Below are 25,522 nucleotides of genomic sequence, written 5' to 3'. Positions count from 1 at the left end.
ATATCCAATCGAAAAAATACACAACAAATACAACAAAGTAAAACTTTAATCTACAAGGATCCTATCCCCATCGATTATTAACCGTCACATTCGCCGCATGTTAAAACACATCTTTCATTAACTAAACTTTAACCACCCTCTCATCCTTTTACAGACAAAAAAATAGTGCTTAGATCGCTATAATCTAAGCACTATTTCTGCACAATAATAGTTGAGTTTTTTCTAAACTTCCATTCCATCCACTTCATAACAAACGGCTTCAATACAGCCCTCGTCACAGGGACAACAAAGATGAAACCTATTATATCCGTTACATATCCAGGAAGTACTAAAAGAATACCTCCTATAAAGATAAAAATACCATCTAAGACCGCTGCTCCTGGCATTTCTCCTCTATTCAACTTAGATTGAATCTCTCCAAGCACTTTAAACCCTTGTCTTTTCGCCAAATATACACCTACAACGCCTGTAAATACGATCATAGCGAACGTAGACCACAAACCTATTACATGACTCGACCCAATTAAGACCGTAATCTCAATAGCCGGTATTAAAATAAACAAGAATAGTAACCACTTCATAGTTCTACACTCCTTTCATATCCCATCACTTTAAACACCCTCACAACGTCCATATACACCATATAAAAGCCAAACGCACTTTCCCATCAAACTTCATAATAAATAGCTTTTAAAAGCAATTTCAGACGTTTTAAGCTAATTTCACCTCATTTTTGTGTAAAAAAAAGAGAAGGACTCCGATCCTTCTCTCCGTATTACTTATAGCACTTCCGCATGTCCATTATAAACAATTCCGCGTGCTGCATCAACTGTTACTTCTTGGCCATTTTTTAAAGTTGCTGTTACGCCGTTTACACCAACGATAACAGGAATACCGATTGATACACCTACAACAGCCGCATGGCTTGTTAGACCGCCTTCTTCTACAACTAGAGCAGCAGCTTTTTCGATTGCAGGGATCATATCTTTATCAGTGCTTGTTGTAACAAGGATATCACCTTCGTTTACGTTCGCTACAGCTTCAGCAGCTGTTTTCGCTACAACTACTTTACCTTTTGCAGCTTTACGACCGATTCCTTGTCCTTTAGCAACTTCTTCACCAACAACGTGGATTTTCATTAAGTTTGTTGTACCAGTTTCAGCAACTGGAACACCAGCAGTGATTACTACAGTGTCTCCAAGTCCGATTAGACCTGCATCCATACCTGTTTGAATCGCTGTATCTAACATTTCGTCAGTAGAAGCTGCGCGCTTCTCAGCCATAAATGCTTGTACCCCCCAAACAAGCGCAAGACGACGTCCTACTTGCTCGTCAGATGTTACAGCTACGATTGGAGATTTTGGACGGTATTTAGAGATCATTTTCGCAGTATATCCACTTTCTGTTGGAGCTACGATTGCAGCTACATCAAGAGCAAGTGCTGTATGCGCAACAGATTGGCTAATTGCATCTGTAATTGTTGGAGTGAACTCTTTAATACGTTTTTTGAACATATCTTCATATTGTAATGATTTTTCAACACGTACTGCAATGTTAGCCATCATTGTTACTGCTTCTACTGGGTATTGTCCAGCAGCTGTTTCACCTGAAAGCATGATTGCGTCTGTACCATCGAAGATTGCGTTAGCTACGTCACTTGCTTCCGCACGAGTTGGACGTGGGTTACGTTGCATAGAATCTAACATTTGTGTTGCAGTAATAACTGGTTTACCTAACACGTTACATTTTTTGATTAGACGTTTTTGTACTAATGGTACTTCTTCTGGTGGAATTTCTACACCCATGTCACCACGAGCTACCATTAAACCGTCAGAAACTTCTAAGATTGAATCGATATTGTCGATACCCTCTTGGTTTTCGATTTTTGGTACGATTTGGATGTATTGAGCGTTATGCTCTTCTAGTAATTCACGGATTTCTAATACGTCAGCTGCTTTACGTACGAATGAAGCTGCGATGAAATCAACTTTTTGCTCGATACCGAAGATGATATCTTTTACGTCTTTTTCAGTGATACCAGGAAGCTTAATGCTTACGTTTGGTACGTTAACACCTTTTTTATTTTTTACAGTTCCGCTGTTAAGAACTTTTGTACGGATGTTTCCGTCAGCTTTTTCGATTACTTCTAGCTCGATAAGACCATCATCGATTAGAATGCGAGAACCTGGGTTTACATCGTCATAAAGACCAGCATAAGATACAGAGAACTTCTCTGCAGTACCTAATACTTGCTCAGTAGAAATAACAACTTCTGCACCTGTTACAAGCTCAGCTTGTCCGTCTACGAAGTCGTGAGTACGGATTTCTGGACCTTTTGTATCAAGTAAGATACCAACTGTTTTACCAGTTTTCTTTGAAGCTTCACGAATGTTTTTAATACGAGCGCCGTGTTCTTCATGGCTACCATGAGAGAAGTTTAAACGAGCAACGTTCATACCTGCTTCGATTAATTGCTCTAATTTTTCAATACTTTCACTAGCAGGACCTATAGTACATACAATTTTAGTTTTACGCATATTGCACCTCCGAAAATTATGAAACCGTTCCCAAATATCCGACATTACGCCGATTAGATGGATAATTCTTTAGATAATTGATACATATCTTTATCGATTGTATGCTTTTGAGCTAACGCTTCGATAATATCATGATCAACAAGTTTGTTATCTTGAATACCTACACAACGTCCACCTTTACCAGCAATTAATAATTCAACTGCTCTTGCACCAAGACGGCTTGCTAATACACGGTCTTGTGCACTTGGTGATCCACCACGTTGTACGTGACCTAATACAGTTACGCGAGTATCAAAGTTTGTTGCTTCTTCAATGTGCTTACCGATGTCAATTGCACTTCCAACACCTTCAGCTACAACGATAATACTGTGTTTTTTACCACGTTCACTACCGCGCTTCAGACGAGCGATAACATCTTCCATGTCATACTCTTCTTCTGGAATTAAGATTGTTTCCGCACCATCAGCTAAACCAGCCCATAATGCGATATCACCAGCGTGACGTCCCATTACTTCGATAACATATGTACGTTCATGAGATGTAGCTGTGTCACGAATTTTATCAATTGCATCAATAACAGTGTTTAAAGCTGTATCGAAACCAATTGTGAAGTCTGTTCCAGGGATATCATTGTCAATTGTACCTGGTACACCAACACATGGGAATCCTTGTTCAGTTAATTTTTTAGCGCCTTGGTAAGAACCATCTCCACCAATAACAACAAGTCCTTCGATACCGTGTTTCTTTAATTGCTCGATACCTTTTAGTCGTACTTCTGGGTCTTTAAACTCAGGACATCTTGCTGTATATAATTTCGTACCACCGCGGTGGATAATATCGCCAACAGAACCTAGTTCTAATTTTTCAATGTGACCAGAAATTAATCCAGCGTATCCATGGTAAATACCATATACTTCAATATCATGGAAAATCGCTTTACGAACAACTGCACGAATGGCAGCATTCATACCAGGTGAATCTCCACCACTTGTTAATACACCAATACGTTTCATTTGTACTCACCTCATAAAGATTATTTGCCTTATAATAAAATAACACGAAAAAATATAAAAATACAATGGAGAAGATGTGTCTTTTCATAATAAAAACGTGCATTCGCGAAGTGGAACGCACGCTTTTCTTATTTTATCCAAATGGAAGCGTTTGAAAACGAAACTTGCCCAATTTTCATATATTTTTCATAACGTTTTTCGATTAATTCATCTTTCGAAATTCCGTTTAATTGTTCAAAAGTTTTCCCTAGCATTAAATCTATATTTTCTGACTGTTTCAAAATATTACGGTGTGCTCCACCCTTTGTCTCTGGAATAATTTCGTCAATTACACCTAATTCTTTCAAATCCGCTGCTGTAATTCTCATCGCCTCTGCAGCTTCCTTTGCTTTTCCTGCATCTTTCCAAAGAATTGCCGCTGCACCCTCTGGCGTAATAACAGAATAAGTGGAATTTTCTAGCATATGAATGTAATCTCCTACTCCAAGACCTAGTGCACCACCACTACCACCTTCGCCGATAACGATACAAATAACAGGCACCGTTAAGCCTGCCATTTCGAATAAATTGCGGGCGATAGCTTCACTTTGACCACGTTCTTCAGCAGCTTTACCAGGATAAGCTCCTTTTGTATCAATAAAACAAATAATTGGACGGTTGAACTTTTCCGCCTGCTTCATTAAACGCAATGCTTTTCGATATCCTTCTGGGTGAGGCATCCCAAAATTACGGCGAATATTTTCTTTCGTATCTTTTCCGCGTTGATGCCCGATTACAGTTACAGGCATCCCTTTATACTTCGCAATGCCGCCGACAATCGCTGCATCATCGCCAAATAGACGATCTCCATGACATTCAAAAAAATCAGTAAATAAGTGCTCAATATAATCGAGCGTTGTCGGTCGTTCTGCATGACGAGCAATTTGAACACGGTCCCACACTTTCATATTGCCGTATATATCTTCCTCTAAATTTTCTAGCTTGTCTTCCAAAATACGAATCTCCTCACTGAAGTCCATCTGGCTGTTTTTCGTATAGTCTTTCAGTTCACGAATCTTATTTCTTAGCTCAACAACTGGTTTCTCAAATTCTAGCTCTGCCATACAGCCATTTCCCCTCCTTGATGAACTTCTAAAATCTTACGAAGCGATTCTCTCATATCATCACGATGTACCACCGCATCTAATTGACCATGTTCTAGTAAGAATTCTGCCGTTTGGAAATCTTCCGGTAGTTTCTCACGCACCGTTTGTTCAATTACACGTCTACCAGCAAATCCGATCAGCGCCCCTGGTTCTGCAAGATTATAATCACCAAGTGAAGCGAAACTCGCTGAAACCCCGCCCGTCGTTGGGTGAGTCATAACAGAAATAAATAATCCTCCTGCATTACTATGCTTTTTCAAAGCTACGCTTGTTTTTGCCATTTGCATTAAACTTAATATCCCTTCTTGCATACGGGCACCACCCGAAGCAGTAAAGATAATAAATGGAACTTGTAAGTCGTACGCCTTTTCAACCGCACGGGCAATTTTTTCTCCTACAACAGAGCCCATGCTCCCCATTCGAAAACGAGAATCCATTACTGCAACAACAACAAGCATGTCATCAATTGTTCCTTCACCAGTTACAACCGCTTCGTTCAATTCAGTCTTTTTACGATCGCTCTCTAGTTTCTCTTCATATCCTGGAAACTCGAGTGGATTTAATGAAACCATTTCTTTGTCATACTCACGGAATGACCCTTCGTCCAATATACTATCAAGACGTTCCCATGCATTCATAGGATGATGATATCCACAATTCACACATACTTTTAAATTTTTTAGAAGCTCTTTCGTATACATGATTTTTTTACATTTCGGACATTTTGTCATAACGCCGTCTGGTACATCTTTTCGTACTTGTTCTGAAGGTATTGCAGCGTACTTTTTCTTTTTCACGAATAAATCTCTTAGCACAATTTGACCCCCTTCGTTGAGAGCTAAGGTTAGCGTAAGAAGAAAATTGGGCTAACACCAAAGTTTGATGTTAGCCTTATCTTCTCAATCTGTCTAATAACCTCACTCTTTACGTTTAACTTTAACCGCTACGCGATAGAATGTTTGTCATAACGTGTCATGGTCATTTCGACAAATTTTATACATTACGAGTGAAACTGTATATTCTCTACTAATTCATCGTAAATTTTTAGTGCATCATTTTCTTGTTTTTCTTCCAAAATAGCGTAAAGCTTTCTATACATATCGATAGAATCTCCTGAAACTTTACAAGAAAGAGTTGATACGTAATCATTTACGATCATCCAAATGCGATATAGTAAATAATTATCGACTTGTTCAATAAGTGTTTTAAAGAACGTTTGGTGAAGCATTGGAACTGAGTTTTCATTTCCTTCAAGCACTTGATGTAATTTACTTAGCACTTTAGAAAACGTTTCTTTCGGTAAATTACATACAATTCGAATCATATCTTTCTCAAGCAATCGTTTTGTTTGTAATAAATCACGAATTGTTTTCTCATCTTGCAGCAAGAACGGAGCAATCAATTGTACAAGACCGTTATCGTAAAAGTTTCGAATAAACGTCCCTTCACCACGTCTCGTTTCAATTAATCCTACAAGTTCTAAAGCACGCAACGCTTCTCTTACAGAGGAACGTCCTACGTTTAAACGTGAACTTAACTCACGCTCAGACGGCAAACGATCCCCTGCTATCAATCCATCCTCTTCCATAATGGAACGGATTTTTTTTACAATTTCGAGATATACTTTTGTATTTGATGATGTCAATGGAAATTCCTCGCTTATTCTTTACCAATCAGCGCTAATTGTTTTGTTTTCTCAGCAACTTCATTTGGATCTACTTGACGGCGAGCTACTCCTGTCTCCATTGCAGCTTTCGCAACGTAAGCTGCTACTTGAGGCGCTACACGCGCGTCAAACGGTGCTGGAATGATATAGTCTGCATTTAACTCATCTTCTGCTACAAGCTCAGCAATAGCTTGTACAGCTGCCATCTTCATTTCTTCGTTAATTTGTGTCGCATGTACGTCAAGTGCACCGCGGAAAATACCAGGGAACGCTAGTACATTATTTACTTGGTTTGCGAAGTCAGAACGACCTGTTCCAACAACAGCTGCGCCCGCTGCTTTTGCCAATTCTGGCATAATTTCTGGAACTGGATTCGCCATTGCAAAAATAATTGCATCGTCATTCATTGTACGAACCATCTCTTCTGTTAATGCACCTTCTGCAGATACACCAATGAATACGTCCGCACCTTGTACAACATCAGCTAAAGAACCTTCGATACGATTCTTATTTGTATATTTTGCCACTTCATCCTTCACCGGATTCATACCTGTAGGACGACCTTCATAGATCGCGCCTTTACGGTCACACATAATAATGTCGCGTACGCCATAGCGATATAAAAGTTTAATAATTGCAATACCTGCTGCACCTGCGCCATTTGCGACAACTTTAATGTCAGACATTTTCTTTCCAACTAATTTTAGCGCGTTCACAAGACCTGCTACTGTTACGATAGCTGTTCCGTGTTGATCATCATGGAAGATAGGAATATTTGTTTCTTTTTTCAAACGTTCTTCAATAATGAAGCAGTTTGGTGCTGCGATATCCTCTAAGTTAACGCCGCCAAAAGTTGGCTCCATTAATTTTACAGTTTCAACAATTTTATCTACATCGTTTGTATTTAAGGCAATTGGGAATGCATCTACACCAGCAAAGCTCTTGAATAATACAGCTTTACCTTCCATTACTGGAAGAGATGCTTCAGGTCCGATGTTACCAAGACCAAGTACAGCCGTTCCATCAGTCACAACTGCTACCATATTTCCCTTCATCGTATATTCATATACCTTACTTTTATCGTCATAAATTTCTTTACAAGGTTCTGCAACCCCTGGAGAATATGCAAGACTTAAATCTTTTGCATTTTCTACTTTTACTTTTGATACAGTTTCTAATTTTCCTTGATGCACTTTATGCATGTGAAGTGCTTCTTCACGAAGTGTTGACAAACTATCCACTCTCCTCAAATTATTCTTGCTGATATCAATTTCTCCAAGTGGTCTGACCACGAACACTACTACTATAATAATCGAAGTGTAGGGAAATTGTCCATTATATTTTCACAACCACATTTTCTTCCCCGACAATTTCACGAAGTGCTCCTAAACATTCTTCACTTGGATGAATCGATAAACTTCGTGATAATTGTACCATTTTATGTTCCTTTTCATAATAAATTAGTACTTTCGCAAAACCCGAATAGTCAAACAATATTTTAGTAACCTGATTTAAAAGCTTTTTCTCATATCGAGACGGCAATTTCACGTAAACAGACGCATCTTTCTTTTCTTCATACACATCCATTTCTTCTAACGGATATAGTCCATTTACAATCCATTGCAGCTTATGATTTCTAAGCTCAATCATGCCGTCAACTAAAACAATTGCTCCTTCTTGTAACTTATCTGAGAAATGTATATACGTCTCGGGGAAAAGAACTGCTTCCATTTCATCATTTTGATCACAAAATGTAATAAATGCCATCTTTTGCAACTTTTTCGTACGAATCACTCTCACGCTTGTTATGTACACGATAGCTCTTTGTACTTTTTTCTTATGTCGCATCGCCTGAGCGAGAGTTGGAATTTCTAATTCTTTCGCTAACTTCACATACTGCGCTGTCGGATAGCTTGATAAATAAAAACCTAGTACTTCCTTCTCTTTATTTAACTGTTCAATAAAAGAGAGCTCTTCTCCTTGTACGTATTTTGATTTCGGAACAGCATCTCCTAAATCACGTGCAAGATTGGCATACTCTAACGCTCCTTTAAGACTTTTCCATAAATTCGTTCTCGAAACACCAAAATCATCAAAACATCCAGACCAGACGAACGCCTCTAAATTTCGCTCCGTTACAAACTTTGATGGCATGCGCAGACAAAATTCAAATAAATCTTCAAACATTTTTTTCTCTCGTTCTTCGATTAATGCTGTCACTGTAGCCATTCCGATGTTTCGAATGGAAAGTAAGCTGTAACGTATCGCATTTCCTTCTATTTGGAAATTGTAACCACTTCTCTGAAGAGACGGCGGCAAAACATGAAAACCTTTTCGCTTCGTTTCGCGTATATACTGCACAATCTTATCTTCATTTCCAATTGCACTCGATAATAGTGCCGTCATAAATTCCAGCGTATAATTCGCTTTTAAGTAGGCAAGTTGATATCCAATCATACTGTAGGCTACAGCGTGACTTCGGTTAAAACCGTAATTTGCAAATCTTACAATTAAATCATAAATTTTCTCTGCCGATGTCTCGTCATAACCATTTTGTAAACAACCTTGCACAAAATGCTTACGTTCCTGATCTAAAATATCACGATTTTTTTTACTCACTGCACGACGTAATAAATCTGCTTCTCCGAGCGAGAAGCCCGCCAACTTCGACGCAATTTGCATAATTTGTTCTTGATATACAATTACACCGTATGTTCTTTCTAAAATCGGTTTTAAGTCCGGATGTAAATATTCAATTTTTCTTTTTCCGTGCTTTGATTCAATAAAGGTTGGAATTTGCTCCATCGGTCCTGGTCTATATAACGAGTTAACAGCAACAATATCTTCAAATTCATTCGGCTTTAACCCGCGAAGTACATTTCGCATACCACCTGATTCAAGCTGGAATACACCTGTTGTATCCCCTCTACCTAACAATTGGAATGTCTTTTCATCTTGAAGTGGTAAATTTCTTATATCGATTTCTTTTCCTGTTTTTTGCACGATAAACTTTATAATATTTTCAAGTAACGTTAAATTCCGTAATCCTAAAAAGTCCATCTTGAGCAACCCAAGTTCTTCTAATGCATCAGCGGGGTATTGCGTAACATATACATCGTTATGCCCTTCTTGAATTGCAACACTTCCGGTTAATGGCTCTTGGCTCATAATAACGCCAGCTGCATGAATAGACGTATGACGTGGTAAGCCTTCTACACGTTTTGCAATTTCAAACACACGCTCATGCAAAAGGTTTCCTTGTATAAACTCCCGGAGTGATTGCGATTCCTCATATGCATCTTTTAACGTTATGCCAAGCTTTGATGGGATAAGTTTTGAAAATATGTCGATATCTCGTGGCGGAAGCCCCATTACACGCGCAATATCTCTAATTGCCGCTTTCGCTGCCAGCGTCCCGAACGTTACAATTTGAGCAACACGAAGCTGACCATATTTATCCTTCACATATCGAATCATCTCATCACGTCTTATATCCGGAAAATCAATATCAATATCTGGAAGTGTCACACGTTCGGGGTTTAAAAACCTTTCAAATAATAGATCGTATTCAATTGGATCAATATCTGTAATTTCTAATACGTAAGAAACGAGTGAGCCAGCCGCTGATCCACGACCTGGTCCTGTTAAAATATGATTTTCATGCGCGTACTTCATAAAATCCCAGACAATGAGGAAATAATCACTGAACCCCATGCTAGAAATCACGTTTAATTCATGATTCAAACGCTTTATATGTACTTCTTTCGGCGTACCATAACGTTTCTGCAATCCTTCTTCACAAACGCGGCGTAAATACATATCATTCGTTTCGTTAGATGGAACAGGAAATTTCGGTAATTGATTTACATGAAACGGTATTTCTACTCTGCAACGTTCTGCAATTTCTACTGTGTTATAAATCGCTTCTTCTACGTGAGAAAATAGTGCTTCCATTTCATCTGATGATTTTAAATAATATTGATCTGTTTTCAGCCTCGGCCTATCTGGATCCGTCATTTTCGTTCCACTTTCAACAGATAATAAGCATTCATGAACAAGTGCGTCACTTTGATTGATGTAGCGTACATCGTTTGTTGCGACGACTGGAATATTTATCCTACTTATAAATACAGGTAATTTCTCTTGCAGAAGCAGTTCATCTTGAATCGCATGATGCTGTAAACTCATATAAAAATTGCCGAACATATTTTGATACATACGAGCTACTTCTTCGGCTTGACTCTCTTTGTCTTCTAATAATAATTGTTCGATTTCCCCATCTTTACCTGGTGAAATAGCAATTAATCCTTTCGCATAATGTGCAAGCCATTTCTTAGGAATACCTTCTTTTGACTTCGTCATAATGCTACTAGAGATCTTTAATAAATTTTGATAACCTATTTCATTTTCAGCAAGTAAGACAAGCGGATAAGACTTTTCTTCTTCTTCACTAAAAATAGAAGCTGTTAAGCCGATAATAGGATGTATACCATGTTTCTTACATGCTTTATAAAACGGAATAACGCCATACATAACATTTTCATCCGTAATAGCAAGTGATGAATAACCGAGCTCTTTCGCCCTAACTACAAGTTCATCAATTTTACAAGCACTTTTTAATAAACTAAAAACGGTTTGACATTGTAAATGCACAAACTTCACTGTTGTACCCTCTCTTTACCTATTTGACTACTTTTATTATAGGTGAAGAGGAAAGAGGAAATCAAAACATACTTCTTATACTTTGTCCATATATATGAAGAAGAAAGGGGAATGACGATGGATGTAAGAGAACACACTTTTTTCTCTCTGCTTATTATTAGTTATTTTATTGCCTTTGGGGTTATACTTGGTGGTTCATTAATTGGTGGATTTGGTGCATTTCTTATCGGAAAACCAACTCTCACTTACATTAATCAATTCGCCCAAAATTTAAGAATTTGGGCACTCGTTGCAGCGATTGGCGGAACATTTGATACGTTTTATAGTTTTGAAAGAAGTTTCTTTGGCGGGGATATGAAAGATATCGTAAAACAAATTCTCCTTATTTTTTTCGCAACAGGTGGTATGCAAACTGGTCTTATTATTATTAAATGGCTAACGCAGGAGCATGTATGAGAGTACCAAGTGCCAATACAGCGAAAAGATGGTACTTAGTTTTAGCTGGCGCTGCTGTTGGAGGTGTGTTGAGCTGGTTTATTTTTTTGTACATATACGGTGTTTTTCAAGAAGAACAAGCTAGTAAAATAGCAGAACAAAGAGAAATTATAGAAAAACAAGAAGCAAAGCTCCACGTCCTTCTCGAAGATCAAGAAAAATTGAATACTGAAAATAAACGGCTCTTAACCATTCAAGAGATTAAAATAAAACTTATAAATCGAGAAAAATACGATTTAGACAATCTTACACTCGAAAATATGACTACATCTATCCATAATGACCTCCAGCATCTTTTAACGAAAAACATACAAAGTATCGCAAAAAATAAAGACCTACTCAAAAAAGTAATCGAAAACAAGACGTACAAACATTACGATCGGCTATACCGTTTTAAAGTCGATACAATATCTTTTGATACCGTGCTTGAAATTAGCATTACGATAGAGAAAGAAAAATAAAGAAGGAGGGCTTTAGCGCCACTCCTTCTTTTCGTTCTAACATATAATTTCTTATTTACAAATCTCACGTAAATCAGCAAATAGACGATCCGCTTCTTCCCAAGAAGATGCTTTTGCACCAGAAGCCATCGGATGTCCTCCACCGTTATATTGCATTGCTAATTTATTTATAACTGGTCCTTTTGAACGAAGGCGAACACGAATCACATCGTCTTCCTCTAAAAATAGAACCCATGCCTTTAATCCATCAATATTACCAAGTGCTCCAACAACGCCAGATGCCTCAGAAGGAAGTACATCAAACTTTTCTAATACTTCTTTCGTTAATTTAATGTAAGCTGCTCCTTCTTCTACCATCGTAAAGTTTTGTAAAATATAACCGTTTAAACGAGCGATTTTTTCTTTTGTTTTATACATTTCATTGTATAAATCTGTGAATTTCACATCCATATCAACAAGCTCACTTACGTAACGAAGTGTTTTCGCTGTTGTATTCGGGAATAAGAAACGACCTGTATCCCCAACAATACCTGCTAAAATAAGACGAGCTGCTTCTTTTGTTATTTGTAATCCTTTATCTTTTCCATAATTATAAAACTCATAAATCATTTCGCTTGTAGAACTTGCTGTCGTATCTACCCACGTAATGTCTCCGTATGGATCTTCATTTGGATGATGATCAATTTTGATTAACATCTTCCCTTTTGTATAGCGTTGATCGTCAACACGTTCTTGATTTGCTGTATCACAAACGATAACAAGCGCATTTTCGTATACACTATCTTCAATATCATCCATTACTCGTAAATATGCTAATGACGGTTCATTGTACCCAACTGTATAAATATTTTTCTCTGGAAACGATTCTTGTAGAATTGTACTAAGGCCGCCTTGTGAACCTAACGCATCTGGATCCGGACGCACATGGCGATGAATAATAATTGTATCAAACTCTTTCATTGCTCCTAAAATTTGCTCATGCATATGTATAATCTCCTTTTTATTCAACTTCTTCACTTCAACGTGCAGTAAAAAAACAATGAATGTAGGCTAATCATTAGCGCGGAAACATCCCCACACTAATGAAAGTCTCACTTTATCCTCCATTATAACGGAAAGTATTTCATACATGCGAACAATTGCTTTATAATAAAAGTTAGAAAGTTTAGATATTTTTTCTCCACTATTATTTTTCATAAAACGATGGGAGTGTGCATGATGCCAGTATTAGTCTTCTGTATTATCGTCTCATTTATGTTGTATCTCTTCTACAAAACAAAATACTTTCGTACAAACCGCCCAATGGAGAAAGGTTGGCTCTCAGGAAAATCCGCAATGGCACTCGGTTCATTCGTCTTATTCTTCGGGATAAACCAATTCTTTTTAGAACTTTCAACCGCTCGTATTATCGTTGGTGTTTTATTTGTTCTATTTGGTAGTGCAAGTGTATTTAATGGATTTCGCCAATATAAACATTTCTTACCATTAGCAGTTGAAGAAGCCGAAGTCTATGAAACAACGTAAAAAAGCATCAACATTGTGATGCTTTTTTACGTCCTCTAACTTTTAAAATCATATATGCGACAAACGCAGAAGGGATATTAAATGGGTTGCCTTGCACATGAAGGTGTAATTGTTCTTCCCCAAAAGACATTTTTTCATATAGCTCTCGCTGAGATAATCCTGTTTTTTTCTTTTTTTCATGTAAACCTTGTAAGTATAAATATTGAATCGGTATCATTATAAGAAAGTAAAATAGTGCGATACTACCAAAAAAGAGTACTGTTGATGACATAATGCATACCACCTTCCTAAAATCCATTTTCTTACAATATAATCATAACATAATATACAACCTAAATGAATTACTATTCTGTCTTTTCTTTATATAACTGTTTCTCCACATAACTCTTTTTCAGCATACTGAACATATCGCCGAATAAAAGCGCCAGGATCTTTTCTAATAGGTTCAATATCAAGCCTTAATGGTATTTTTCCAGCCATATAAAAGATTCTTGAAGCAGTTCCAAGTCGAATGGCTAGTTCTGAAATATGTTCCCCATATCCCATCATAAAATTCACCCATGCAATAATGAAACTTTCGTAAAACTATTTAAATTATATTGCTTACATAACCATTTTCCAGTGTGAAAATCCATTCCTATCCCCCTAGTTCGTATAGTGAAGCATAGTAATAATTAATAGCTTAAACTTTCTTATCGAGTAATCACCAATTTTCTATCCGCACCGATACATATCCTGCTACTTTTTTACTTCTCTACCCGAGCCCTTACGTAGCTTAAATAATAAATTCAAAACAAAATAAAACAAAATAAAGTTAAAGAAAAAGCCTAATGGATGAAACGAAATTTCCCATCCGCCATAATAAACAAATGTTTCAGCTGGTACACCAAAGTATAGAAAATCGCCCTTATTTTCTCCAGCTGTAGAGATAAAGGAACAAACAATAGCGAAAATCAAACTTACTACATACAATTTCTTTTTCTTTATATCCATTCTTCTATGTGTTAACACATGAAAAGTTATTGCAAATACTACCCCTAAAAAGAGAATTATTGCTCCCATTCGACACCTCCACAATTATTGTTCAAGCATCTTCAAACGATTGCGTGCCCATACTTATGAATATGAAACAGAACGCGATAGATTCGATTGCAAACTAAATTTACAAACTCCCTATTGTAGCGTTCTAAAAAAAATGGAACAAACCAAAGCGGCTTGCTCCATCTTTTTATTTATCAATTAACTGCACCATAAGTAACGCTTTTCCAACAACATTACCTTCATGATGTACTTCTACATCAACCTTACCAAATTTACGTCCAATTTCTAATACTTTCGGATGAACGGATACAACATTGTCAATTTGAACTGGTTTTACGAAATAAATTGTTAAGTTCTCAACAATTAAATCGCTCTTCTTTTGTGCACGAATAACGCGATTCGTTGCTTCTGTCACAATCGTTGCGAATACACCGTAAGATAGCGTTCCGATTGAATTCGTCATTTGCGGTGTCACTGAAAATTGATATAGATGCTCATTTTTCGCTTCTTTCGGCGTCATAAATTGATTCGTTACAATATCATCGATTGTTTCACCGACTTGCGGTTGACGCTGAATCATTTGCAACGCCTGAAGTACATCTTGACGGCTAATAATACCTTGCAACTTATTTCCTTCATCAACAACTGGAAGTAACTCAATACCTTCCCACACCATCATACGTGCCGCAGCTGCGACAGACATTTTTCCATTTACCGTAATCGGATGCTTTGTCATCACTTTATCAATTGGTGTTTCTTTCGCTACACCGATCATATCTTTTGAAGTTACAATACCTAACACCTTTTTATTTTCATCAACAATCGGATATCTTCCGTGCATCGTCTCTTCGTTATATGCATGCCATTGCTGCACTGTATCATCTGGCTTTAAATATAACGTTTCTTCAATTGGCGTTAAAATATCTTCAACGAGTACAATTTCTTTCTTAATCAGCTGATCGTAAATCGCACGGTTAATTAACGTTGCCACTGTAAATGTATCGTAACTACTTGAAATAATCGGCAGTTTTAATTCATCTGCTAATTTCTTCACATGATCTTCCGTATCAAATCCGCCCGTAATTAACACCGCAGCTCCAGTTTCTAACGCTAATTGATGTGCGTTCGTACGATTACCGACAATAAGTAAGTTTCCAGCTTCTGTATAGCGCATCATCGCTTCTAATTTCATTGCTCCGATTACGAATTTATTTAACGTTTTATGTAGTCCTTCTCTGCCTCCAAGTACTTGACCATCGACAATGTTAACGACTTCTGCATATGTCAGCTTTTCAATATTTTCTTTCTTCTTTTGTTCAATTCGAATTGTTCCGACACGTTCAATCGTACTAACATACCCTTTATTTTCTGCATCTTTAATTGCACGATAAGCTGTACCTTCACTTACACTCAAATCTTTTGCAATTTGCCTTACAGAAATTTTATGCCCTACTGGCAGGCTATTAATATGTTCTAAAATTTGGTTATGCTTGGTAGCCAAATGGTTTCACCATACTTTCTTTTCCCTAAATTCTTCATGTGTTGTATTTTCAGTATACTATATTTTCAAAACTGTTACACTCTCTCTTTATATATCTGTACTATTTTTTTTATAACAAAATACGCCTTACATTACACCACCGCTTCCATTACAACAATGTAATGGTATTGTCATCTCGTTCGATAGTTTGTCCAGCCGCTTCCATATACAATGAAGACAAGAAATAAAACAAAGGAGCGGATACATGATGAAAAAATTATTAGAAGTTGTAAGTGCTGTATTTTTAGCTTTCGTAGACGGGAAAAAAGTTGCAATGGAATTGAATGAAACACCTGAACAGCCACTTCCAAAAAGAAAAGAATCATCAAAACAAGTACAACCTTTACAAGCTGTTCTACACACGTAAAAAACCCTTCACTTGTCTTTTCAAATGAAGGGTTTCTTTTCTATAGTGTAATACTTTCTCCAGCTTCTAATACTTTCCCTGTACAATTTTGTAGCTTTTCTACAAATTGATATGGATCTTGTTCAATAACCGGGAACGTATTGTAATGCATCGGTACAACAGTTTTCGCCTGAACCCATTTTGCTGCTAAAACAGCATCTTCTGGTCCCATTGTGAAATTATCACCAATTGGTAAAAATGCTACATCAATGTTATTTAATTCCCCTATTAATTTCATATCAGAGAATAGGGCAGTATCCCCTGCATGGTACAAAGTCTTCTCTTCTGCTGTAAATAAAATACCCGCTGGCATACCTGTATATGTAATCGTCTTATTTTCTTCATCAATATAACTAGAGCCGTGGAATGCTTGTGTAAACTTCACTTTTCCGAAGTCAAATTCATGTGAACCACCAATATGCATCGGATGTGTTTTTACACCTTGCCAACTTAAAAATGTCGCTAGTTCAAATGGTGCCACTACAACTGCATTATTTTTCTTCGCAAGCTCTACTGTATCTCCAACATGATCACCATGTCCATGCGATAAAAGAATCGCATCTACTTTTACATCTTCAGCCTTTAAATCTGTTTTCGGATTTCCTGTTAAAAACGGATCAATTAAAATTACTTTTCCATTCGTTTCAATCTTTACAACTGAATGCCCATGATAAGATACTTTCATTATTACATTCCTCCCCTTATTACATTCTCACTTTTTATTCTACATGATTTTTCAATTCCCTGTCTTTTCTAACATCGATTTACTTGTCATAACGCTTTCTTCCGAGTTAAAGTTATATTTGTAATTAAATATCTCGGGGGTGCCAATCGATGAATGCTAGATTAGAAAATTTAATGCAATGGCTAAAAGAAAAAAACGTTGAAGCTGCGTTCTTAACTTCTACACCGAACGTCTTCTACATGACAAACTTCCACTGTGAACCACACGAAAGACTTCTTGGTATGTTTGTATTCCAAGAGAAAGAACCTATTTTAATTTGCCCTAAAATGGAAGAAGGCCAAGCACGTAACGCTGGCTGGGCACATGAAATTATCGGTTTTACTGATACTGACAGACCATGGGATATGATTGCAAAAGCAATTAAAGACCGCGGTATCAATGCAAATGCAGTTGCAATTGAAAAAGAACATTTAAACGTAGAGCGCTACGAAGAATTAACAAAACTATTCCCAAATGCAGCTTTCACGTCAGCTGAGGAAAAAGTTCGTGAACTTCGTTTAATTAAAGACGAAAAAGAACTTTCTATTTTACGCGAAGCAGCTAAAATGGCAGACTATGCTGTTGAAGTTGGTGTAAATGCAATTAAAGAAGATCGTAGCGAACTAGAAGTATTAGCAATTATTGAACACGAATTAAAAACAGAAGGCATACATAAAATGTCATTTGATACGATGGTATTAGCAGGTGCAAACTCTGCCCTTCCACACGGTATTCCAGGTGCAAACAAAATGAAACGCGGCGATTTCGTACTATTTGATTTAGGCGTAATCATTGATGGTTATTGCTCTGACATTACACGTACAGTAGCATTCGGTGACATTTCTGAAGAACAAACTCGCATTTATAACACTGTACTTGCTGGACAACTACAAGCAGTTGAAGCATGTAAACCAGGTGTTACACTTGGCGCAATCGACAACGCTGCTCGTTCTGTTATCGCAGATGCAGGTTACGGCGACTTCTTCCCGCACCGCCTTGGTCACGGACTTGGAATTAGCGTGCACGAATACCCAGATGTAAAAGCTGGTAACGAATCTCCATTAAAAGAAGGTATGGTCTTCACAATCGAGCCAGGTATTTACGTACCAAACGTAGGTGGCGTTCGTATTGAAGATGATATTTACATCACAAAAGACGGATCAGAAATTTTAACGAAATTCCCGAAAGAATTACAATTTGTAAAATAACAAAAAGGCAGCTTGAGTGCTGCCTTTTTCTATTTCCGCTTTAAAACCATCTTCTCCTCATACTTATCATCCCATTTAATCACAATCTCTATCGGTTCATCTTTAGATAGAGGCGCGCAACTTACACAAGAAGACTTCATTTCAATCCTTGCTCCTTTATGAACTTCTGACGTTTGTGTCATTGTACGAAACGTTTCACTAATAGAAATCTCCAAATTTTTGAATTCTGTATTCCCATCCCCGCCCTTATACTGAAACGTAAACATTCCATCTTCACTGTCATCCTTAATATATCCTTTATATTGCCCCGTCCAACTTTTGCTCTCGCTTGAAAAAGTAACATACCAAATCGAACAACTCCCTAAAAAGAAAATACTAATGAAAAAGAAGGCCACTTAAAAAGTGCCTTCTTCTATTTCACTAATATTTAATTGAAATTTCACGATCCAAACTGAGAAAAGGTGGACAAGAAGCGCAAACGCCATACATGCTCCGCTTAAAAAAGTTAGTATAGGATGCGAATACACGTGCCCTAATCCATAAGATATCGCCACGAAAAACATTGTTATGTAAATATAAATTGCTCCATGTATTTGCCTCATATAAACCTCCTTTTCACATAGTATAACATAAATTTTCTGATTATTCACATTAATAGACTGTAATTAATATTTCTCAACCGTTACACCTCTAACAGCCGCTTTAATATATGGCGCTCCTTGTAAACTTTGTAAATCCTCTGTTTTACCTGTTACGACTACACCATATATTGGTAGGTCTTTTGGTTTGGTGTTTTTTATTTCTTTATAGTTTGTCCTAAAAGATTCGTGATATCCCCTTTTATTTTCACTTAAAGATATCTAAATACAGCTTTCTAAATGTTTATTATAATAAAAAGCACATCTATTTTGATGTGCTCTACGCATATACTTTAGTAACATATGAATCATTTTTTGAAACAAAAACTCCCACTCATCTCTCCTCACACTATAGTTATGACTTAGTCGCCATAATAATTGAACGAGGATAAAACCCCAGCTTTTCATAAAACGATACAGCTTCATTTCCGTACACTACTGTTAATTCAATTTCATCTATCTTCTTCGCTTTAAACCATTCCACTGCACTATTCATTAATTTCAAACCAAATCCGTTTCTTCGGTATTTTTCATCAACGAATAAAACTTCAATCTTCCCACTTGCTCTTTTACTATACGCTATACAAAATCCTAATATATCATCTGTTTCCGACTCAACTAATAATTCAATTCTATATTCTCCGTACTTTGAATTTTGTTTATAATTTTCAATACGTTCCTCAAATGTCATTCTTGGATAATCACCAGAAAAATATTTTGATTTATTGTTATGATATTCATGCAATTTATTTAAAGGTTCTCTTACTATTTCTATTTCATCGAGAGTGATATATTTATTATTAATTGTCATCCTACAGCATCTCCAATAATATATATTCCAACCAAAAAGATGACCATGTTACGGTTACAAAATACCAATCTATTATTTCATCGCATCCTTCACAACTTCTTGAATCATAACGACTTCTGTTTTCATATCAACAGCGGATGCTTCTTCATCAATACATTCATACCAAAATTCCAAATGCTTTTTATCAATTTCATGATGAGAATTTTCGACAAGAGCCCCGCCTTCTCCTTGCACAGAATACCAATATAAGTACTCTTCTCCATCTCTTATTTCCCGGAAAATTGTCTCAACGTACATCTTTTCGTCGTTTAATGTCAAAAGTACTTCTTTCATATTGTCATTAAGAAGCTGCATCCATTCATCTACACGATGACTTTTACCAGGCTTTACTTTAAATCTCGTTAATTCCACATTCATTTTTATTCCCCCGTTTTCTTCCGTACAAATAATCTATATTCTATTGGATTATGAAAACTTAATTTGTTAGCTAATTTTCGCGAAGAAATATTGTCTACATAACAATCCCAGCACGGTGTAATATCATTTTGCATACAATGTTCAATGAACCGTGTTGCAACAGCTTGGGCTAATCCTTTCCCTTGATATGCTTTATGCGTCACAATATCAATTTCAGCGAATCCATTCCCACTAAATATTGAAACACATTCCGCTACAATCATTCCCTCTTGTTCTATACAAAATCCAAAACCACCGTTTAAAAATGTTTCTTTTGATCCCCAATATTCTTTGTAATACTCCTCTGTAAATTCACTGCTTCGTTCTATATCTCTTCTATCAATACGCTTCACTTCATATGTATTTTTGTTACAATCTCGTTTTCTCCCTTCAAAGGTTACACTTTGAAATTTCATTCGCGGAATGTTTCGAAGTACATGACTAAAACGCTCTTCTATCATCATTTCCCACTCGTCACTCGAAGTAAACAATGTAAATCTCTTCTCTGTTTTTTCAATAGACGTTTTTATATACGAAAATAAATCTTCGTTATAATTTTGATCATCCGTATGACCAAATACATAATAAATGCCATTCGCTGTACGAATTAGTCCTGCTGTTAACTTCTCGTTTACAAAAACCTCACCATCTATCATTTGATCACATACCGCATAAGCAAACGTCGTCGTTTTTGTATGACTTTCTAAAATCGGAAGGATTTTTCTATACTCGGCTACAGATAATTTTTTCATAATTGCTCCACTTTAATCGTATCCGCCTCTATATTTTCAAAACAAAGATTTACCGTTCTCTTTAATGCTCTCGTTCTATGAATCGTACATGCCGGAATTAAAATAGAATCATTCGGCTTTAATACCGCTGTTTCTCCATCTTCAAAATCAATAAGTAATTCTCCCTCTAACACAATAAATAATTCATCCGAATTCGAATGATAGTGCCAATCATATTCACCAGTAAATACAGCGATTCGTAAGCAATGACTATTCACATTTGAAACAACGAAGTTTTTATGTTGATCTTGAATGTCTTTTGTTAATTCTAATAAATTCACAGTCTCCATATTTCGTCCCACCCTTTCATTAATCGTTCTTCTGAAAAAACTAATTTAATCTCCACCGCCTCCGCAATCTCCTCCGCCATCACTTGAGCTACTACAATCACTGCTACTGTAGTCACCGAATCCACTTGATGAACTTGAGGCGTATGAAGATTTTTTGCTCATTTTTCTTTGCTTATCTTTCTTACTTTCATGACTAGGCCATACTTTATTAAATAATATAAAGAATAAGATTCCTTCTACCATAACAAGTGTAACGCCAAAAATACCTTCAATAAAATTAGGGGTGATCCCCAAACTTTTAACCATTCCGCATAAAAACACACAAAAAATTACGTACAAGAACATACAAATATACCGAAATGTTTTCTCTATCATAATGACTATTTTTTTAGAAAGAGGTATGTTCTGTTCCTGTTTTTTCTTTATATACTTTTGTCTCTTTGCTTGCTTTTTCCTCCTCTTTTTGCTTCCCACCCAATCCCCTCTTTTGACTTTCATTTTTCATTTAATTCCAAATTATCACAAAAAATAACATTATAACAAGCTATATTTCACGTAAAGTTTTATTTACTTTTTGTAAAGTTTCATTTACTTATTACCTAAAAATGGATATAATAAATGTAACAAATTTACAAAAAGGAGACTTTGTATATTTGATTAAAAATAAGGTAAAACAATTCCGCGTCGTTAGAGACATCACCCAAGAACAATTAGCTTCCTCTGTTCAAATCACTAGACAATCCCTCATCGCTATCGAAAAAAACAAATACAACCCAAGTTTAGAATTAGCATTGAAATTATGTGAGTTTTTCAACTGTAAAGTAGAAGATTTATTTCAATTAGATAAAACTGGGGAGGAAAAAGAATGAAAAATACTTTTAATCAAAAGTTCATTTCGCATCTTACCATTTTGCTGTTAGGTTCAGCTCTTCTTTATTTCAATAGTAATGACGAAGAAAAGATTAGTTCTGTCCTTTTATTCGCTGGCGTATACATACTCTTCTCTTTGATACTATTCGTAGTGAAACGAATATTCTTTAAGACAAAAAAGACCGATGCAGAGAAATATCCATTACCTGAGATGGATGAAAGAATCGAAAAGATGAGTTTAAAACTTATGGCACAAATTTTCGGTCTCTCTCATTTAGTCGGCTCCGCGATACTATTTATTTTATATATCACTGACAAAAACTCGATGATACGAGTTGAGTATGCCTTATATTACTTGTTCGGCATTCTTTTCTTTACAATGATGTTCGGATTGAAAATTGTAAAGAAACTAGACAATTAGCCTCAATAAAAAGCCCCTCCTTACGAAAGGAGGGGCTTACATGTATTTCTATTATGATAAAGCAGGAGCTTTTTCAAGTAGCTCTTTTGCATCAGCGTATTGTAAGCCGTGAGCTTCTGCAACTGCCTCGAATGTTACATATCCATCTAATGTGTTAATACCTTTTAATAATGCAGTGTTGCCTAAGCAAGCATCTTTATAGCCTTTGTTCGCAATTTGTACTGCATATGGTACTGTTACGTTTGTTAATGCAAGAGTTGATGTACGTGGAACCGCACCTGGCATATTAGCAACTGCATAATGAACAACGCCATGTTTTTCGTAAGTTGGGTTGTCATGAGTTGTAATACGGTCAGTTGTTTCGAAAATACCACCTTGGTCAATCGCGATATCTACAACGACAGAACCTGGCTCCATTGATTGAATCATTTCTTCTGTTACAAGTTTTGGCGCTTTTGCACCTGGAATTAATACTGCACCAATAACAAGATCAGATTCTTTTACAGCTTCTGCGATGTTATATGGATTAGACATTAATGTTTTTACTTGGTTACCGAAAATGTCATCTAATTGACGAAGACGTTCTGCACTTAAGTCGATGATTGTTACATCTGCACCTAAACCTACTGCAATCTTCGCTGCGTTTGTACCAGCTTGACCACCGCCGATAATTGTTACTTTGCCGCGTTTTACCCCTGGAACGCCTGCCAGTAAAATACCTTTACCGCCTTTGTTTTTTTCGAGGAATTGTGCACCAATTTGTGCAGACATACGACCAGCTACTTCACTCATAGGTGCAAGTAATGGCAGTGAACGATTGTCTAATTGTACTGTTTCGTATGCAATTGATACAACTTTGTTATCAATTAATGCTTTCGTTAATTCTGGTTCTGGAGCTAAGTGTAAGTATGTGAATAAAATTAAACCTTCACGGAAATAGCCGTATTCACTTGCAACTGGCTCTTTTACCTTCATAACCATATCTTGATTCCATGCTTCTTCAGCAGTTGCAACAAGTTTTGCACCAGCTTGTACGTATTCTTCATCCGTAAAGCCAGATCCTAAACCTGCTCCTTTTTGAACAAAAACTTCATGACCATTTTGTACTAAATGTACTGCTCCCGCTGGCGTCATTGCCACGCGGTTTTCATTGTTTTTAATTTCTGTTGGAATACCGATACGCATGATTAGTTCCCCCTTGAGTTATGAAATGACCCCTGAATCATTTTTTAAAGCGCTTTCTACGCTCTTATATTTTAACATAATATCTCAATATTTGACAAAAAATAATACAAGTTTTCCGATAGATTTAATCTTACATGAAAGGACAGTATTATCCGCACCTCTTTGCATACAGGATAAACTGTCCAGTTATTCGAAACTTCACTTTATTTTTCTCTATCGATGTCTATGAATAACATCTACTGCACCAGTCACTTCAATAATTGTACCGGTAATCATATCGGAATCGTCTTCACATAAAAACGAAATCGTTCTTGCGATATCTTCACCTGTTCCAGATCTACCAATTGGTGTGTTACGTTCTTTCAACTGACGTGCTTCTTGAATTGTCGCTTCTTTCATATCACCAATAATATCACCAGGACATACCATGTTTGCAGTAATACCATACTCTGCTTCTTCATAAGCTACTGTTTTCGTTAATGAAACAAGTCCTACTTTCGCTGCCGCAAAAGCTGAACGATAAATCCATCCCGGTGCACTATCCGCCCCTTGGAATCCGTAATTAATAATACGGCCAAAGTTCTGTTTTCTCATAACCGGAACGACAAGTTTCAACAAATGAAATACCGCTGTTAAATTACCCTGAATCATTTCGTTCCATTCGCATTCTTCATAATCGACTAACTTTTTTCTTTCAAATACATATGGACCAGCATTATTAATTAAGAAATCAATTTTACCAAAACGGCTTATCGATTCTTCTACTATTTTATGTAAATCTTCCTTTTTCGTGACATCCGCTTGCACGAATTGTAGACGCTCTTCCATATTTTTATATGTTTCTTTCATCTTTTCCATAGCCGTGATATCGCTATGATATGTTACTGTTACTGAATAGCCTTTAGCCAATAATTTTTCTGTTACTTGCTTTCCTAAACCTTTCGTACCGGCTGTAATGAGCGCGTGTCTCACAAAACGGCCCCCTTTTAAATTGCTATAGTTCATATGTAACAAGTTCTCGCACCAATTACAACTAAAATGAATCAAAACAGAGTTTTCGAAATTCTGTAACGTTTCCGACAAGCACATTACCAAAATTTGTTTTATAATAAAGTTGTAAACAGTAATAAAAATGATTGGGAGGAATTTACTATGAATAATACATATACAAATATTTTAATCGCGGTGGATGGTTCTAAAGAAGCAGAAAAAGCCTTTAAAAAAGCAATTCAAGTCGCAAAACGCAACAATGCAACATTAACTATTGCTCATATCGTTGATGTAAAAGCATACTCAGCAGTAGAAGCTTATAGCCGTGCAATTGCTGAACGTGCAAATCTATTTGCAGAAGACTTATTAGAAGACTACAAAAAAACTGCGCTTGAAGCTGGCCTTGAAAAAATTGAAACTGTATTAGAATTTGGTAATCCTAAATCAAAAATTTCAAAAGAAATCGCTCCAAATCATAAAGTAGATTTAATTATGTGTGGTGCAACTGGTTTAAATGCTGTTGAACGTTTCCTAATTGGTAGCGTCTCTGAACATATTATTCGCTATGCGAAATGCGATGTCCTTGTTGTTCGTGGCGATGAGGAGCAAGGTGAGCTTTAATTTATAAAAATGAATAGGGTAGATAAG

General features: G+C 36.5%; 30 protein-coding genes and 2 pseudogenes. 8 read left to right on the top strand and 24 right to left on the bottom strand.

Annotated features, from left to right (window positions below; all coding sequences use genetic code 11):
- Positions 1-191: 191 nt before the first annotated feature.
- The 8 genes from PDK19_RS00495 to dnaE all read right to left on the bottom strand — a co-directional run bounded on the left by PDK19_RS00495 (position 192) and on the right by dnaE (position 11,023).
- Positions 192-581: an FxsA family protein gene (locus PDK19_RS00495; protein WP_000871623.1), complete on the bottom strand. Its 390-nt coding sequence runs from the start codon at positions 579-581 to the stop codon at positions 192-194.
- A gap of 198 nt (positions 582-779) precedes the next feature.
- Positions 780-2,537, bottom strand: a complete 1,758-nt coding sequence (pyk, locus tag PDK19_RS00490) for a pyruvate kinase (protein ID WP_001232661.1) — start codon at positions 2,535-2,537, stop codon at positions 780-782.
- A gap of 53 nt (positions 2,538-2,590) precedes the next feature.
- Positions 2,591-3,550 (bottom strand): 6-phosphofructokinase, encoded by a 960-nt coding sequence (pfkA, locus tag PDK19_RS00485; RefSeq protein WP_000821163.1) that lies wholly within the window; start codon positions 3,548-3,550, stop codon positions 2,591-2,593.
- 128 nt (positions 3,551-3,678) lie between these two features.
- Positions 3,679-4,653 (bottom strand): acetyl-CoA carboxylase carboxyl transferase subunit alpha, encoded by a 975-nt coding sequence (gene accA, locus PDK19_RS00480; RefSeq protein WP_000818797.1) that lies wholly within the window; start codon positions 4,651-4,653, stop codon positions 3,679-3,681.
- On the bottom strand, positions 4,641-5,510 hold the full coding sequence (gene accD, locus PDK19_RS00475; RefSeq protein ID WP_000942865.1) for an acetyl-CoA carboxylase, carboxyltransferase subunit beta: 870 nt from the start codon (positions 5,508-5,510) through the stop codon (positions 4,641-4,643). Before accD ends, accA begins: the two co-directional genes overlap by 13 nt.
- Before the next feature lie 185 nt (positions 5,511-5,695).
- Entirely contained in the window at positions 5,696-6,340 is a 645-nt protein-coding gene (locus PDK19_RS00470; protein ID WP_049112441.1) for a FadR/GntR family transcriptional regulator, read from the bottom strand.
- A 14-nt stretch (positions 6,341-6,354) separates the two neighbouring features.
- Complete coding sequence (locus PDK19_RS00465) at positions 6,355-7,563, bottom strand: NAD(P)-dependent malic enzyme (protein ID WP_011199012.1); 1,209 nt, start codon at positions 7,561-7,563, stop codon at positions 6,355-6,357.
- Between the two features lie 133 nt (positions 7,564-7,696).
- On the bottom strand, positions 7,697-11,023 hold the full coding sequence (gene dnaE / locus PDK19_RS00460) for a DNA polymerase III subunit alpha (protein ID WP_000673749.1): 3,327 nt from the start codon (positions 11,021-11,023) through the stop codon (positions 7,697-7,699).
- Positions 11,024-11,065: 42 nt separating this feature from the next.
- Between dnaE and PDK19_RS00455 the strand changes: the two genes are divergently transcribed.
- A complete protein-coding gene (locus tag PDK19_RS00455) occupies positions 11,066-11,479 on the top strand; it encodes a YtrH family sporulation protein (RefSeq protein WP_001998397.1) in 414 nt (137 codons plus the stop codon).
- Positions 11,476-11,979 (top strand): sporulation membrane protein YtrI, encoded by a 504-nt coding sequence (gene ytrI / locus PDK19_RS00450; protein WP_001265736.1) that lies wholly within the window; start codon positions 11,476-11,478, stop codon positions 11,977-11,979. Before PDK19_RS00455 ends, ytrI begins: the two co-directional genes overlap by 4 nt.
- A gap of 51 nt (positions 11,980-12,030) precedes the next feature.
- On the opposite strand, the gene PDK19_RS00445 is transcribed toward ytrI, so the two are convergent.
- On the bottom strand, positions 12,031-12,963 hold the full coding sequence (locus tag PDK19_RS00445; RefSeq protein WP_000545154.1) for a DHH family phosphoesterase: 933 nt from the start codon (positions 12,961-12,963) through the stop codon (positions 12,031-12,033).
- A 234-nt stretch (positions 12,964-13,197) separates the two neighbouring features.
- Here PDK19_RS00445 and PDK19_RS00440 point away from each other — a divergent pair, with 234 nt between their 5' ends.
- Positions 13,198-13,503: a YtpI family protein gene (locus PDK19_RS00440; RefSeq protein WP_001144773.1), complete on the top strand. Its 306-nt coding sequence runs from the start codon at positions 13,198-13,200 to the stop codon at positions 13,501-13,503.
- Positions 13,504-13,510: 7 nt separating this feature from the next.
- Here PDK19_RS00440 and PDK19_RS00435 read toward each other — a convergent pair whose 3' ends face one another.
- From PDK19_RS00435 to PDK19_RS00420, 4 genes and pseudogenes are all read right to left on the bottom strand, one after another.
- Positions 13,511-13,774: a DUF3949 domain-containing protein gene (locus PDK19_RS00435; protein ID WP_049111430.1), complete on the bottom strand. Its 264-nt coding sequence runs from the start codon at positions 13,772-13,774 to the stop codon at positions 13,511-13,513.
- An 89-nt stretch (positions 13,775-13,863) separates the two neighbouring features.
- Positions 13,864-14,067 (bottom strand): annotated as a pseudogene (locus PDK19_RS00430) (phosphotransferase enzyme family protein); the annotation flags it as partial.
- Between the two features lie 174 nt (positions 14,068-14,241).
- A complete protein-coding gene (locus PDK19_RS00425; protein WP_049111432.1) occupies positions 14,242-14,565 on the bottom strand; it encodes a hypothetical protein in 324 nt (107 codons plus the stop codon).
- A gap of 166 nt (positions 14,566-14,731) precedes the next feature.
- The gene (locus PDK19_RS00420; RefSeq protein WP_000201583.1) at positions 14,732-16,045 is read right to left on the bottom strand and encodes a CBS domain-containing protein; all 1,314 of its coding nucleotides are present in this window, start codon (positions 16,043-16,045) and stop codon (positions 14,732-14,734) included.
- Positions 16,046-16,289: 244 nt separating this feature from the next.
- On the opposite strand from PDK19_RS00420, the gene PDK19_RS00415 reads away from it, so the two are divergent.
- Entirely contained in the window at positions 16,290-16,451 is a 162-nt protein-coding gene (locus PDK19_RS00415; RefSeq protein WP_041184491.1) for a hypothetical protein, read from the top strand.
- A 40-nt stretch (positions 16,452-16,491) separates the two neighbouring features.
- On the opposite strand, the gene PDK19_RS00410 is transcribed toward PDK19_RS00415, so the two are convergent.
- Positions 16,492-17,175, bottom strand: a complete 684-nt coding sequence (locus PDK19_RS00410; protein ID WP_000868938.1) for a metal-dependent hydrolase — start codon at positions 17,173-17,175, stop codon at positions 16,492-16,494.
- Positions 17,176-17,324: 149 nt separating this feature from the next.
- On the opposite strand from PDK19_RS00410, the gene pepQ reads away from it, so the two are divergent.
- A complete protein-coding gene (pepQ, locus tag PDK19_RS00405) occupies positions 17,325-18,422 on the top strand; it encodes a Xaa-Pro dipeptidase (RefSeq protein WP_000994041.1) in 1,098 nt (365 codons plus the stop codon).
- Between the two features lie 29 nt (positions 18,423-18,451).
- Here pepQ and PDK19_RS00400 read toward each other — a convergent pair whose 3' ends face one another.
- The 8 genes and pseudogenes from PDK19_RS00400 to PDK19_RS00365 all read right to left on the bottom strand — a co-directional run bounded on the left by PDK19_RS00400 (position 18,452) and on the right by PDK19_RS00365 (position 21,882).
- The gene (locus tag PDK19_RS00400; protein WP_000863718.1) at positions 18,452-18,817 is read right to left on the bottom strand and encodes a hypothetical protein; all 366 of its coding nucleotides are present in this window, start codon (positions 18,815-18,817) and stop codon (positions 18,452-18,454) included.
- Positions 18,818-19,024 carry a hypothetical protein gene (locus PDK19_RS00395; RefSeq protein WP_001248905.1) on the bottom strand — a complete coding sequence of 69 codons (207 nt, stop codon included), beginning with the start codon at positions 19,022-19,024 and terminating at the stop codon, positions 18,818-18,820. It lies immediately after the preceding gene.
- A 63-nt stretch (positions 19,025-19,087) separates the two neighbouring features.
- Positions 19,088-19,279: pseudogene (locus PDK19_RS00390) on the bottom strand (anti sigma factor C-terminal domain-containing protein); the annotation flags it as partial.
- Positions 19,280-19,415: 136 nt separating this feature from the next.
- Positions 19,416-19,871 carry a GNAT family N-acetyltransferase gene (locus tag PDK19_RS00385; RefSeq protein ID WP_049111433.1) on the bottom strand — a complete coding sequence of 152 codons (456 nt, stop codon included), beginning with the start codon at positions 19,869-19,871 and terminating at the stop codon, positions 19,416-19,418.
- Between the two features lie 72 nt (positions 19,872-19,943).
- A complete protein-coding gene (locus PDK19_RS00380; protein WP_088106383.1) occupies positions 19,944-20,288 on the bottom strand; it encodes a DUF6176 family protein in 345 nt (114 codons plus the stop codon).
- A 2-nt stretch (positions 20,289-20,290) separates the two neighbouring features.
- Entirely contained in the window at positions 20,291-21,079 is a 789-nt protein-coding gene (locus PDK19_RS00375) for a GNAT family N-acetyltransferase (protein ID WP_000736736.1), read from the bottom strand.
- Entirely contained in the window at positions 21,076-21,408 is a 333-nt protein-coding gene (locus PDK19_RS00370; protein WP_000450952.1) for a cupin domain-containing protein, read from the bottom strand. The genes PDK19_RS00375 and PDK19_RS00370 overlap by 4 nt, the downstream gene beginning before the upstream one ends.
- A gap of 45 nt (positions 21,409-21,453) precedes the next feature.
- Positions 21,454-21,882 carry a hypothetical protein gene (locus tag PDK19_RS00365; RefSeq protein WP_073529839.1) on the bottom strand — a complete coding sequence of 143 codons (429 nt, stop codon included), beginning with the start codon at positions 21,880-21,882 and terminating at the stop codon, positions 21,454-21,456.
- A 131-nt stretch (positions 21,883-22,013) separates the two neighbouring features.
- Here PDK19_RS00365 and PDK19_RS00360 point away from each other — a divergent pair, with 131 nt between their 5' ends.
- Both PDK19_RS00360 and PDK19_RS00355 read left to right on the top strand, forming a co-directional pair.
- On the top strand, positions 22,014-22,277 hold the full coding sequence (locus PDK19_RS00360) for a helix-turn-helix transcriptional regulator (protein ID WP_002003636.1): 264 nt from the start codon (positions 22,014-22,016) through the stop codon (positions 22,275-22,277).
- On the top strand, positions 22,274-22,699 hold the full coding sequence (locus PDK19_RS00355; protein WP_074567714.1) for a hypothetical protein: 426 nt from the start codon (positions 22,274-22,276) through the stop codon (positions 22,697-22,699). The genes PDK19_RS00360 and PDK19_RS00355 overlap by 4 nt, the downstream gene beginning before the upstream one ends.
- 51 nt (positions 22,700-22,750) lie before the next feature.
- Here the strand turns inward: PDK19_RS00355 and ald are convergent, their stop codons facing one another.
- Both ald and PDK19_RS00345 read right to left on the bottom strand, forming a co-directional pair.
- Complete coding sequence (gene ald, locus PDK19_RS00350) at positions 22,751-23,884, bottom strand: alanine dehydrogenase (RefSeq protein WP_001219392.1); 1,134 nt, start codon at positions 23,882-23,884, stop codon at positions 22,751-22,753.
- Positions 23,885-24,097: 213 nt separating this feature from the next.
- On the bottom strand, positions 24,098-24,889 hold the full coding sequence (locus tag PDK19_RS00345) for an SDR family oxidoreductase (RefSeq protein WP_041184571.1): 792 nt from the start codon (positions 24,887-24,889) through the stop codon (positions 24,098-24,100).
- Between the two features lie 147 nt (positions 24,890-25,036).
- Between PDK19_RS00345 and PDK19_RS00340 the strand changes: the two genes are divergently transcribed.
- Positions 25,037-25,495 (top strand): universal stress protein, encoded by a 459-nt coding sequence (locus tag PDK19_RS00340; RefSeq protein WP_001066673.1) that lies wholly within the window; start codon positions 25,037-25,039, stop codon positions 25,493-25,495.
- The last annotated feature ends 27 nt before the right edge of the window (positions 25,496-25,522 follow it).

Origin of the sequence: Bacillus cereus group sp. BcHK124, from assembly GCF_027712065.1 — a bacterium.
In the GTDB taxonomy this organism is placed as follows: Bacteria; Bacillota; Bacilli; order Bacillales; family Bacillaceae_G; genus Bacillus_A; species Bacillus_A pacificus.
This window is presented reverse-complemented; position numbering and strand designations above follow the sequence as displayed.